General features: G+C 35.8%; 13 protein-coding genes. 1 reads left to right on the top strand and 12 read right to left on the bottom strand.

Annotated elements, in window-relative coordinates; translation table 11 throughout:
* From GSB9_00196 to GSB9_00188, 9 genes are all read right to left on the bottom strand, one after another.
* Window positions 1-1,035, bottom strand: coding sequence for a glycosyltransferase family 4 protein (locus tag GSB9_00196; GenBank protein UKM63653.1), 1,035 nt, complete (start codon window positions 1,033-1,035; stop codon window positions 1-3).
* Entirely contained in the window at window positions 1,028-2,146 is a 1,119-nt protein-coding gene (locus tag GSB9_00195) for a hypothetical protein (GenBank protein UKM63652.1), read from the bottom strand. Before GSB9_00195 ends, GSB9_00196 begins: the two co-directional genes overlap by 8 nt.
* 2 nt (window positions 2,147-2,148) lie before the next feature.
* Complete coding sequence (locus GSB9_00194) at window positions 2,149-3,285, bottom strand: glycosyltransferase family 4 protein (GenBank protein UKM63651.2); 1,137 nt, start codon at window positions 3,283-3,285, stop codon at window positions 2,149-2,151.
* Window positions 3,285-4,091, bottom strand: a complete 807-nt coding sequence (locus GSB9_00193; protein UKM63650.1) for a sulfotransferase family 2 domain-containing protein — start codon at window positions 4,089-4,091, stop codon at window positions 3,285-3,287. The genes GSB9_00194 and GSB9_00193 overlap by 1 nt, the downstream gene beginning before the upstream one ends.
* Window positions 4,092-4,093: 2 nt before the next feature.
* Window positions 4,094-5,116 (bottom strand): acyltransferase, encoded by a 1,023-nt coding sequence (locus GSB9_00192; protein ID UKM63649.1) that lies wholly within the window; start codon window positions 5,114-5,116, stop codon window positions 4,094-4,096.
* On the bottom strand, window positions 5,116-6,051 hold the full coding sequence (locus GSB9_00191; protein UKM63648.1) for a hypothetical protein: 936 nt from the start codon (window positions 6,049-6,051) through the stop codon (window positions 5,116-5,118). The genes GSB9_00192 and GSB9_00191 overlap by 1 nt, the downstream gene beginning before the upstream one ends.
* Entirely contained in the window at window positions 6,048-6,848 is an 801-nt protein-coding gene (locus GSB9_00190) for a hypothetical protein (GenBank protein UKM63647.2), read from the bottom strand. The genes GSB9_00191 and GSB9_00190 overlap by 4 nt, the downstream gene beginning before the upstream one ends.
* The gene (locus GSB9_00189; protein UKM63646.1) at window positions 6,830-7,789 is read right to left on the bottom strand and encodes a glycosyltransferase family 2 protein; all 960 of its coding nucleotides are present in this window, start codon (window positions 7,787-7,789) and stop codon (window positions 6,830-6,832) included. The genes GSB9_00190 and GSB9_00189 overlap by 19 nt, the downstream gene beginning before the upstream one ends.
* Window positions 7,790-8,205: 416 nt before the next feature.
* Entirely contained in the window at window positions 8,206-8,469 is a 264-nt protein-coding gene (locus tag GSB9_00188) for a hypothetical protein (GenBank protein ID UKM63645.2), read from the bottom strand.
* A gap of 579 nt (window positions 8,470-9,048) precedes the next feature.
* Here GSB9_00188 and GSB9_00187 point away from each other — a divergent pair.
* The gene (locus GSB9_00187) at window positions 9,049-9,798 is read left to right on the top strand and encodes a hypothetical protein (GenBank protein UKM63644.1); all 750 of its coding nucleotides are present in this window, start codon (window positions 9,049-9,051) and stop codon (window positions 9,796-9,798) included.
* Window positions 9,799-10,256: 458 nt separating this feature from the next.
* Here GSB9_00187 and GSB9_00186 read toward each other — a convergent pair whose 3' ends face one another.
* Genes GSB9_00186 through GSB9_00184 form a run of 3 tightly spaced genes read right to left on the bottom strand, consistent with a single transcriptional unit; the run spans window position 10,257 to window position 12,894 of the window.
* The gene (locus GSB9_00186) at window positions 10,257-11,075 is read right to left on the bottom strand and encodes a sulfotransferase family protein (GenBank protein ID UKM63643.1); all 819 of its coding nucleotides are present in this window, start codon (window positions 11,073-11,075) and stop codon (window positions 10,257-10,259) included.
* Window positions 11,072-12,010 carry a glycosyltransferase family 2 protein gene (locus GSB9_00185; protein UKM63642.1) on the bottom strand — a complete coding sequence of 313 codons (939 nt, stop codon included), beginning with the start codon at window positions 12,008-12,010 and terminating at the stop codon, window positions 11,072-11,074. The genes GSB9_00186 and GSB9_00185 overlap by 4 nt, the downstream gene beginning before the upstream one ends.
* Window positions 12,010-12,894: a glycosyltransferase gene (locus tag GSB9_00184; GenBank protein UKM63641.1), complete on the bottom strand. Its 885-nt coding sequence runs from the start codon at window positions 12,892-12,894 to the stop codon at window positions 12,010-12,012. Before GSB9_00184 ends, GSB9_00185 begins: the two co-directional genes overlap by 1 nt.
* Window position 12,895: the final 1 nt, after the last annotated feature.

The following is a 12,895-nucleotide window of genomic DNA, read 5'->3' as shown; positions in this document are numbered from 1 at the left end:
TCAATACATTGATTTGTAAAAATCGCCAATCTGCTTTACTACCCGTTGCCAATCATAGCACATTACTTTTTCTCGAGAAGCCTTTCCTAGTCGTGTTAATTTTTCTTCATCCTTTAACAAAGCTACTAAGGCTTCAACAAAAGACTCCACACTATTGTCACACAACACATTACCTGTACCGCTCAAATACTCTGGTACACTCCCCACATTTGAGGTCACAACAGGTAAACCACAAGCCATGCCCTCTAATACAGCATTACAGGCCGTCGCATCCTTGAGAGGCAAAAACAACACCGTGGCTCTTTGATAAAAGTCCCTAAGCTGTTTATCAGGCACTTCCGAATACACTTGTATTTTAGGATGTTGTTTTATCTTCATAACAAAGGGTTTTGCCACAATAGCTATAGCTTCTGCCGTTGGGCATAGTTCTAAAACTTTTGAGATAGCCGTATTAAACAAATCAAAATCCCTTAAATGCTGTCCCACAAATAACAAGGTCGGATTTGGAGCCTTTTTTGAAATATTAGGTACAAAATAACCGGTATCGATTCCATGAGGGATATAGTTTACCTGTTCTAAACCCAACCACTCTTTAATGAACGCTACTTGATTATGCCCAACACATATAGCACCATCTAATTGTTTTAAATAGCTAGTGTCTGTTATGGTTTCCTTTAGTACTTCTGGCGGCTTATGAAAGGTTCCTATAAACTTAACATCCCGTCGTTTTATATATTTTGGTATATACCGAATATCACGTTCGGCATTTAAATAATGTACAACGGTTTTTCCCTTTAGTTGCTTTAATGCCTTATATAACTGCCATTCTTTTTGTACACTACTGGAATTGTATATGCCCGCATTTTGCGTATGCCATTGCCCGATATACTTGGCCATACGGTAAGGCAATCGCGGCTCTCCAGTTAGTACGGTCGCGTCAGGACAGTAATCTACCAAACGGCCATACCCAGAGTTTTGGGCATGGTGTGGGGAGCGGTGATGTACTAAAATGGTGTTCAAAATAGTTTTAAGCATTTATGATCATAAAATCTAAAATACGCTTAATATTTTTTGCCGGATGCACATAATCTTCAAAATAACGCCGGGCATTAGCTGACAATTTATGAAACAACGCTTTATCCTTCAAAACGGTTTTAATATGATGTATCAATTCGTCATCGGTATTAAAATATAACAGATGCTCCCCATGTACTAAGGGTTCTGGTAATTCAGCGGTTAAGGGTTCGGCAATAATGACTTTACCCTGCGACAGGTACTCGGGTAGTTTCCAAGCTGGGGAATTTGCTAAACCTCGTGTATAAATCACAATACCGGCCTGTTTCATCGCTTCCAGATATGCATGGGGTTCACTTGGAACGTTAGACAAAGCATTCCGATACTTTCGTTCAACTACATCTGAAGGTATAAAACCCCCTTTAAAGTTATTAGGAAATGTATTTTTTAATAAGGTTATAAGGCGATATCGCTGTTCATGAATGGCCTTTACATCGCTGTTTTTTTCTGGGAAACATCGCGTTTGAAACATGATACTATCCGATAGCTGCGATGTATGATTTTCAAACTGCTTAATGCTTCGGGTCATTTTAATGAATTCCCAATGCCGTAATTGGTTTCTATATGTGTTTTTAAGTCGTCTCAAAACCAAGCGATCGGGTTTTAGGCTTAAATTCCCTAAAAACAACCCTAAAAAGAAATGATATTTGTACTGGGCGTCTTCCGACTTTACTCCAAAAGCCAGACCAAAAGGGTATATTTTATTTCGAAACTGTTTGGGTAAAGCGTCTATATAATGGCTTACAAAATGACGTTTAAAGTAATAATCGCAAGACTGTAAAGCAGACTCAGAAAACTGCTCGGCATGGTCATACAAATCGCAGGCGAACCGTATTTTTTTATTGTTGATTTTATCGATAAGGGTATACAAAGACACTTTAGGATTGGCCTGTTTGGTTTTGTTGATATGCCCTTGACTATCTACTATTAATCGGCCCATGCGACGCTTATAAAATAGTTTCATGGCCGTTGAAACCTTCCCCGCCTGTTCCAGTTCAAATAACCCAGTTTGAATATTAGAACTGTGATTAAGCTCTTGCGGTGCGTGTATGATAACCTGATATGCGTCCATAATTACTGCTTTAAAGCATCGGTTACCGATTGTTTTAACACCCTATAGGTCGCTTCCAAGCTATAGGCCTCAACAACTTTTGCCCGGGCTGCGGTTTCCATGGCGTTACGGTCAGCAGTTTTAAAATGGTTTAAAACGGTATCGGTATAAGTGGCCTTATCACTTAACAAACCATCTACGCCATGTGCAATAACATCTTTAGGGCCTCCTGAACCATTTAAAGCCGCAACAGGCGTCCCGCAGGCCATCGCTTCAACCATCACCATCCCAAAGGTTTCTTTTTCACTGGGCAAAAGCAGTACATCGGCTTGCTGAAAATACTTGGGCAATTCATTGTGTTCCTTATGCCCTAAAAAGCGAACGTGATTTTCTAAAGCAAATCGTTTTACCTGAACCTGTAATGTTTCATAATAAGCCTCTGAAAATACAGGACCGATAATATCCAGCTGGGCGTCTTTAAACCCGTTTTGCACTAAGGCCTTCAAAGCATCAATAGCCAGATGGATTTGCTTTAACTCTACAATACGCCCCACGTATAAAAGTTTAGGGTCTTGTCTTTTATGTTTCCTATTCGGCTTAAAGCGATACGTATCTACCCCCAAAGGAAATACCCGTATATCCAACCCCTTAAACATCGGCATGGTTTGCATACTTTCTTTTTGCAACTGGGTATGCACTAGAATATGGTGTGCCCGTTGATAATATATTCTATTTTCTGGCGTATCGCTATAATGCTGCCCCCCCAGCATGGGAATGTATGGCTTCCCGGCGCTTAAAATATGCTTAGTCAAGGCATGCGAAAACGGACTGGAATGGCCCGACATATTAATAATGTTTACCTCAGGGGCGCTCCTTTTGTAAGCTTTTAAACAAGATTTAGACCACTGCTTCTTCCATTTTTTATGGTCGCCATTCCATTTAAAATCCACAGGATAAAACTGATAGTTTATATCATTATAGTCATACTGATACCCGCGCCACTTCGGTGTAAAATAAGCCATTGCACATTTGTATTCCGGATATTCCCCAGCCAGTTGTTGCAGCGCTTTGGCATGGGGCTGACTGTGGTAGGTTGCTACCGAAGCTTCTACCACACCAGCGGCTTGTGGCGTAAACGGGTGGATTATTGTAATCTTCATTAATAAATAATGTTGTTTAACTTCATTTCTAATCTCTGGCTCCAATTTAGTTTGAAGTTATTTAAAACATTTTTATTCAGCTCCTTATACAATATCAAATCAAACTTAATCACATCATTTAACAAATCACTATCAAATTCTAAGTCAATCATGGTTTGTTTTGATATATTATGTTCAGTATATTTTAAACTTTTCCATCCCATGTTTTTCTTCATAAGATACAAGGCCTCATCAAAGTTTTCCATTTTATATACATCTACTTTCATACTATTTCCTATAGCCATGTTAAGCATAGATTCTGAAACTGTACTTCTATTTAGCAAAAAATAATCATAAGGTCCTGCCAATTGCCTTGTCATTATATTATCCAATCTCATTTCCTTCAAGAGCTTTAGATAATCATTAAGCCTAAATCCATTTTTTTTTAAATCTTCATAAAAAAAACGACCAGGTTTATGATGCTCTTTAAAATCAGATATTAACCTAGATTTAGGGTCTCTTATAAAAGTTATGTACTTTATATCTTTGGAAGTCAACTTATGTAAACCATACCCTATATGACCTCCAATGAAGCTGACTTCATTCAACTTGTCAGCAAAATGTTCTTCCAAAACTTTAATCATTTGGGGCGCTGACGTATATCCGCCTGGCAACCTCAAACTTATGTTATTCCCTTTGAGGTTTTGTACCAAATAATTTACAGGTTCTCGATCTATTTTAGGCCTTAAAAAACTATTATAGTTATTCTTGACTACACTATAAAATGTAGTTCCTGCAGTTTTAGGTATGTGAATGAAAACAATCAATTCTATTTAATTTTAAGGTGTTGACGTTTCATTTTACTTTTAATATTGTCCACAGGCTTGTCAATTAAATGAACCAATAAAAAACAGACTAAAACTAAACACAAAAAATATGGAAATAATTTATTATAGGGCAATTTAAAGTTAGAAGTATTCTTATCAAAGAAAAAAATCGCCGAATAAAAAATTAAGACTAAATAATGGGCTAGGTAGATGGGGTAACTATACCGCCCAACATAATTATCCCAATGCTTTAATAAATTCTTACTTTTAAAATTAAATAACATATAAATAAGTAAGACCGCCAATACTAAATTTATATAAATTGACGCTTCACCATAAACTCCCAAATTTTGCTTATTAAAAAATAATGCATTTGAAACAAACAACCCATACACACCAATAACACTAAATAAGTTAACTCTTTTTAAAGGCTTTATTCTATTTATCCAATACAATGCAGCTCCGAGAGCAAAAGGTAATGAAGATGCCCATATAGCACTGTAACGATATGTTGGTATGTCATAAAACAAATAAGTAAACATATAATAACCAACACTTAAAATCAACCAAATAAACGTTCGCCTTCTTGTTTTTGAAATACCTATTGAAATTAACAAATAGTAGACGATTTCATTTGTCAAGGCCCATGAAGGCGGAACCAATCTAGGTTTGATATGATGTGGAACTTGATTTGGATATACCATCGCTATGTTATATAACCAATCTGGAAAGGTCACTGGAAAGTATAAATGTGGATGCCGTGTTATTTTTGGAAATGTAATTAAACACAATATTGTGCATATTAAAACACACCAATATAAGGGATACAACCTAAGAAAACGGTTAAGCCAAAAAATTTTGACTCCCTTAAAATCATAACCGTAGCTATGATGCATGATATAAGTCATGAGAAACCCGGATAAAACAAAAAAAAATGACACTGAGTAATTACCTAAAGCTGGTACATTAAAAACATGCAACAATACAACATTAACTGCCAATAAGGTTCTCAATATTCCAAACATTAGTTTTTTATGTATTGTTTAATTTTTTTTAATAGGCGCATTACTTTACGCTTTCTAACTCGTCTTTTCTCCTTTACATAATACCCATTAAACACATTCTTTATAGCATTTAATAGTAATTGCGCCTTAGTATGTGCATGATAATGCATACCATTATACGACACATAAAACGCCTTTGGGTTATCTTTATATTTCACCTCACAATATCGCAAGGTACGTTTCCAGTTTATAAAATGTAAATACATGACGTCTTCATGGGTTTGGGTATTTATCATTTTACCATGTTGCCATTGCCAAAGGTCTAAATGATATTCTTGGTGTGAATCCCTTCCGTGCTCTTCATTGCATAAATTTTTTGGCCAATATATATTTAAATTTAATGCATTTAGTTTCGGTTGGTTTTTTAAATACCTTGTCAAAACGACTTCATCTGTCCATTGAAATTTGGGATGCGCGAATAATGCTTTATAATCAGGCAACTGTTTATAAAGCTGGTTTATATCTGCTTTATTTTTAAATAAGGTAAAATGCCCGGATATGGCTTCTTTTCTACTCGATATAATATCATAATTTTCTAAAATGTCTGGGTGTATATATTTACGAATGTCTCCCCAAATAATATCCATATCGCAAATGCCCCAAAAATCATACTCTTTTATAGCATCGGAAAAAATGGCTCCGTAAGCAGGTTTTAAATCGCAAAACTTTCTTGGGGTTAAGGGGACATTTGCGTCTACTATGGTATTCACTTTTGTATTTAATGTGGATAATGTCGTAGGTAAAAACGTTATGTTTTCTGGATGCGTTTTAGGTATGGAGCAATCGGTAGGACATAACCAATCAATTGTTGGGTTTTTAGCTACAGAAAGTAAAAACGCATCAAACCACACAGGCCATTGCCCAAAATAGGGGATAATTAAGATGATTCTTTTCATTTAAACGCATTTCTGGTTACTAAACCATCTTTTAAAGCCACCAAAACTTTTTTTAGATATCGTGGTTTAAATAATTTCCCTTTTAAAAATAATTTCCAAAGTTCTTTAAACCCATTTAAAAATTCCTTTCTCCTGAAATATACAAATACATCATAGTCATGCCAAGAGCCATACCATAAATGTACACCGTAAGACGCTGTTGTTACATAGTTTTTGTAGTGATGTATATCGTAATACTTTGTATAAGGCAAAGCATAAAAATAAGTTGGTTTATATATAGCAATATCTTCTCTAAAAATATTATGCCTAAAATGAGTAGAAAAATTATAGCTTTCTAGAAAAGCATCTGTAATAACTTTAGGTATAGGAGGCACTTTAACCTTAGACTGCTGATAAAATGTTAAACATGTTAATATAAAAGGGTGTTTTTTAACAGCTCCAAAAACACCTACCCCAATACTACTTTCATGTTCTGCCACGAAAAAACAATCATTTTCAAGAAAATCATCCAAAGGTTTTGTAAGTAACATATCCGTATCTAAGTAAATCCCGCCATACTCATAAACAGCTTTTAATCTGATATAATCTGATACAAAAGCCCAACGTTTCTCGTTATATGCTTGCTTTACAAATTCACAATCTAAGTGAGTATTTTGCTCATTCCAAAGTACAAATTGGTATTCTGGCAAATGTTCCTTCCAACTAGCCATACAGAACTGCAACATTTTTGGCATGGCATTACCCCCAAACCAACAGTAGTGAATAGTCTTAGGTATACTCATATTACTTTCACGCACCTTAAATGATTAAACAATTTATCGGCCATACGTTTATTTAAATATCTCAGTGCTTTAAGCTTGAGTAAAACAGTAAGCTTGTTCAAGAAAAGCATGTTCTTTAGTTCTTTAAACACAAATTGATACGTTTTTTTATCTTGATGTTTAACAGCTGAATAATATAACTTCAAGCATTTTTTAAAAAAATAGGTTATTAATTCTTCATCCTTTAACTCAATACATCTTTTTAAATTGCTTAAATGATTATATGCATTTGACCATTTAAACCTTGGGATATAGTTTTCACTTTCAGCACTCTTGGTTAATGAGTGTCTTCGATAATAAAATGTCTCTTCATGCAATATCTTAAATTTTGCGTCCTGATTCTCATAAAATAAAGTCGCTAAAAATTCAGTTTCTTGCCCTTTATGTAAAAGCTCATTAAAAAAAACTTTTGAAGCTTCTATAAATGACTTTTTAAATAAAATAGATGGTGTAAAAATACTGGTCTTCCATGTTACATAGTCTTTATACAAATTACTATTTACTTTTACTCCAAAGTTTTTTGTATTACCATTTTCAAATAAATAAGCACCTTCCGATATTACAAATTGGCAATTATCGTCAAACATTTTAAGTTTTTTTTCTAAACAATCTGAAGTCATCACATCATCACTATCAAACCACTGTATATAATCCCCTTTACTCAATTTGAAACCATAATTTCTTGCGCCATTACCACCTGGTAAATGTTCATCTGTTCTACGATGGTATTGAAATCGAGAATCGTTGTCAATATATGCTTTTAAGACTTCTACCGTATTATCGGTACTGCCATCGTCTACTACAATACATTCCCAGTTTTGGTAGGTTTGTGCCAGCACAGAATCCAGTGTTTCGCCTATGAGTTGCGCACGGTTGTATGTGGGGATTATTATAGATACGAGAGGTTGTTCTGGCATGCTTAATAATTAGATAGCTAATATAATGAACGCATCTGAGTTTTTGGTTATTGGTCATGGGTTTTGTATTGAGGGTTATCTGTTGGGAATAGTGAATAGTGAATAGTGAATAGTGAATAGTGAATAGTGAATAGTGAATAGTGAAGCATACAAAAAACTAATCTTGTTTCAGTTGTGTGACTATTGAAAACGGATGCTATAAAGAGATGCTAAACCAAGTTCCTTAGCTGTGTGGCAGACAGGAGCATGACAGAGGTTTATTAACAATAAGATACTGAAATAAGTTCAGCATGACAAGGTATTGTAACAATAGCAGGTATTTTTTGCTAATTATGAGGGGCTTTTAAGAGTTTTCAGTTGTGGCTTTGGGGTGTCTAGTGGTGGGCAGTGCTTCATATAGCTAAGGCAAACATCATTTAGGCAGATAACTTTTTAGGTCCGTTTACATCGTTTGATACTTTTCTTTTTTTAGGTGTGGCGTATTCGGTTCCGGTAATTTCGGCGTAGACTTCTTCAAACTCTAACCCCATATACTTCGCAAATTCACGGATGGTTACCACTTGATGGCTTTTTTTACCCAATTCCTTCTTAATAGTACGGATAATTTTAGAGGCATAGCTGTAACTGCTACCCATAATGGCCTGTACATCTTTGGGGTAAATACATATGCGATTACTCATAATTACAATTCTATTTAGAGCAGCACAGTATTTATAGAGGTGTGCTAGCTTACGCCTCTTAGTACAGTTTTCATAATTTATCATTTAGTTAATTAAAAGCTAATTAACACATTTTCTTTTACTTAACAACCAAAAGAATAGCAACGTTATTAAAAAGTTTTCAACAATTTAATATTTTTTTTCTTACAAAAAGTTAATAAAAAAGCCTGTGTCTCCAATTATACACCATCCATACACCATCTATACTTAAGCCATACACTTGACATATGTTAGATGCTTTACTCTCACCTTGACAAACCAGCTATTTTCATTTTATTTGATTATTTGTGTAAACTACTATTATGCTATATATGCTATCCTTGCTATATTCTAGCTAAATACTTACAAACACCATAACAACCACAACACACTATATACTAACTATTTACACTTCACAAACACATAGGCAACCCATCTCTTTTTTAACCCGTATTTCTGTTCTATGTTTACCCTGCAATTGCAAAATTACTTGTGGTTAAAAGCCGGCTTAACCACAAAAATTTGTATAACGATGCTTAGAGCATCATAAAAATTAATATTATGGCTAAGGTTAATAGCATAATTAAAATTGAGGGCACTCTGGATGAGCTGACCTTTTACAAAAGTCAAGACGGTTACATGGTTCGCACCAAAGGAGGTGTTAGCAAAAACCGCATTTTAAATGATCCGGCGTTTGCCCGTACCCGTGAAAACGGCACTGAATTTGGTGGCGTTGCCACTAGCGGCAAACGCCTGCGTCGGGCGATCTCAGCATTACTAGCAGATGCAAAAGACAACCGAACAACCTCGCGGCTTACCCAAGTACTCAGTAAGGTTAAAAATGAAGATCTTACCTCGGTTCGTGGGCAGCGTAACGTGGCTACAGGTCTGGATACCGCTATGGGCAAAGCCTGGCTTAAAGGGTTTAACTTTAACAAACACGCCACTTTGGATAGTGTATTACAGGCTACCTATAGCTTAAATACGAGCACTGGAGAGGTTGTTATTAACAATCTGGTTCCGAGTCAGCAGTTGAGTGTGCCCGACGGTGCCACCCATGTGGGGTTTAGCTGTGCTTTTTTAAATCTCGATTTGGTAAATGATGTTAAGGATTTGCAGGTTAGTCCGGTAGTGAACCTACCCATTAATGGCACAGCCACTGCGGTTACTTTAACACCTCCTGATTCGGCAGCGGGTTCTGGGCATAATTTCTTTTTTTTGAAAACGGCTTTTTTTCAGGAGATTAATGGTTTGCAGTACCCGCTAAATAATGGGTCGTTTAATGCCCTACAGCTTATTGAGGTGATTTAAGCAATAACTAAGTGGTTGTCTGCCTTAGCAGGCATGACAAAAAACGGAGGCCCTTTTGGGCTTCCGTTTTTTTATGACATTCATGGTACAACGTCGTTTCATGAGACATCTGTTTTTAGTATGGTTACTTTCATTTAAAAGGCATTTCAGTTTTATACGGTATAGCTGTTCCGATGTGGATTCCTACCTACGCAGGAATGACAAATCTAAACTATAGTAAAAACACCTTAATTGAGATGCTGAAATCCGTTCAGTAGGACAAGGAATTGAGTTACATGTTTTACAAGACCTGTCACCCTTAACTTGGTTCAGGGTCTCAAAACAGAAACTAACGCCTAACTACTCACGTTTGTTATTTAAATCGCACTATTCACATCTCACCAACCCCAAAAAATAAATCATTTATAAATACTCCATATCGGTTGTGGAGAAACCACACTCTAAACAATAAAACTGTTTTACCCTTTTACTTTATAATATCCTTTTCTTAAAACACCTAAAACACTATTTTTCAACCATTTGAATCTAGCAAAAGAGTAAAACCAAAACAAATCAAACTTTAAGGTTTTATGTTGTTCTACAGTCTTGGTTAACTTTGCAGACATCTCATTATATAATTCTATATCTTCTTTATTACGTTCCTTAATAGCCACTATTGTTTGGGCATCAATGTCTTTTAAATCCGGTCTACGCTTTGTTTTATTTTCTATAGTATAATAAGGCATCTTCCAAGCATACCTCTGCTTTAGCAACATTAAACAGGCATCAAACTGTTCTATAGTCCCTACAAAAGCAAAATAGTTTTTTATATTATCTCTTGCTGTGTCCAACATAACCTGTTTATCGGTAGTCTGTAAACCACTTATAAAACGTATTTGACCATTATGTATATCACCCTCATCTATTTGTGTTACAAACTCATAAAGCGACATATCATCAGTAAACAAACCCTGTTGTCTCAACCTGTGATTAGGGCGTCGTTTTACGTAATAGTAATACGATATAATACGCTCAACAGGATCTCTTAAAAAGGTAATATATTCAGCTGAATCAGAGAAATAACGGTGTAGTCCAAATTCCATATGTCCTTTTATCAACTTTATACTATCACGTTGCTGCTGCGGCAAGTCTATAAACTCTTGGGTGTTTAATCTTACATGATTAACCACTTTAATATCAAAAATATCTGAGGGCCTGTATTGTTGTTCTAATACACGATGAAACGTAGTACCGCCACACTTTGGTAAGTGCATAAAAAGCAAGTGATTACTCATCATATATCTTTTAGGTTTAAGTGCGTTGCCCCTGGTTCTTTATTTTGTGCCACACTTTTTACAATAGCGTGTTTGGCGGTTATATAAAGTTGTTGTTCATATCGTAATCGCTTTGCTTGTTTAAACCGTCCTAATAGCAAAGCTTTAATAATTTGTCGCTTATACTTTGTAATTGTTTTTTCTATAACAACACCATCAAACGCATTCACATTGGCGTGTCGCTTTTTAAAGTTCTTAAGTTTATGCTGGTAATAGGCTTCTGAAAAAGGCTCTATTGGATGCTGTACACGATCTACTCTATCATGAATAACTTTAGCGTTTGGCACTACGCCTATTTTACCCCCATGAAATAAAACACGCTGACAATAATTATCGTCTTCGCCATAATGAAAAAACATTGGATCGAACCCACCTACAGTGTTTAAACACTTTAAAGATACTAACCAAGCCGCTGCATTTACAAAGGGTACTTCATAAACAGGTTTTATGGGATTTCCTAATACATAATCGGAATAAAAGGATGCATTATTTTTATAGTTTACATAATGCGAAAAGTTCTCGTCTAGCCTATCTAAACTTGGTGTGACATGTAACGGACTTAACACCCAATACTCAGGATGCGTCTTTTGAAAAGCGATTAGCTGCTCCAAGGCATCATCAACCACATACGCATCTTGATTAAGTAAAAACACTTGCTTCGCGCCATGGTTTAACGCATAGCTCATGCCTATATTATTGGCTGCTCCAAAACCTAAATTAGTCTCTTGTTTTAATAACGTGACGTTTGGAAACTGCTGTTCTATATAACCTACCGTACCATCGGATGAGGCATTATCCACTACCAAAACAGGGTAATTGCCACAACTTTTTAAACAACGCTTTAGCCATTTAAGACCGTTGTAAGTAACAATAATGATATAGGTTGTTGGTTTTACCATTAGCTAAAGATACGTTTTATGCGCTTTTTAAGATTTTTTACAAAATAATACCCTTTATAATGCTTTTTAGGTGTGAGTCTCTTTAACACTTCTGGATGTAATAATTGGGCGTAATCATTTTTTAAAATGTTGCGATAAACACTATAATCGTTAATCACACGGGCTTTATTTTTTTGCGTTTCCTGCTCGGCATGTACCCTAAACTTGGCTAAGGGCTTGTTTATTACCACTGCCGGGTGGTGTTTTACAATACGGTACCAATACTCGTAATCGAGTACTTGTTTTAAATCGGTTCTAAACCAGCCAATAGTATCAATAAGTCCTCTCTTAAACATAACGACACTGGGTTCACCTATTTTGTTCAACGGACTTTGCAAAAAATCTCTTCTTTTAAACATAGTCTTATCCAGATAAAGCAACTCTTTAAAACTGTTAAACTGGACTTGCAGGTTTTTGTAATCGTCCAACCATTGTTTCTGGGCATCATCTACAATAACTTTTTCTACAATAAACGCTCGCTTACAGGCTACCAACCCCACTTCTGGATGGTTTTTAAAAACGGTTAGCATAGCTTCAACACAGGTAGGCTCCAGCACATCGTCCTGAAACAAAAACTTAATATAGCGGCCTTGAGCTTGTTGCATACAATAGTTCCAATTGGCCCCTATGCCATTAGGGGCATGATGAAACACCCGTATGGGAATGGGGGTTTTGTCTTTATACTTTCCAACAATATCCAAAGTACCATCGGTAGAAGCATCATCGCTTACTACAATTTCAAGATTAGTGTAGGTTTGTGCCAAAGCACTATCCAGAGCTTCGGATAGATAAGCCTCGCCATTATAGGTAGGGATGCAGATGGAGACAAGGGGTTCTATTACCATT

The organism is Flavobacteriaceae bacterium GSB9 (genome assembly GCA_022749295.1).
Classification (GTDB): Bacteria; Bacteroidota; Bacteroidia; order Flavobacteriales; family Flavobacteriaceae; genus Flavisericum.
Note: the sequence above shows the minus strand (reverse complement) of the source record. Positions and strands in the feature narration are given on the sequence as shown.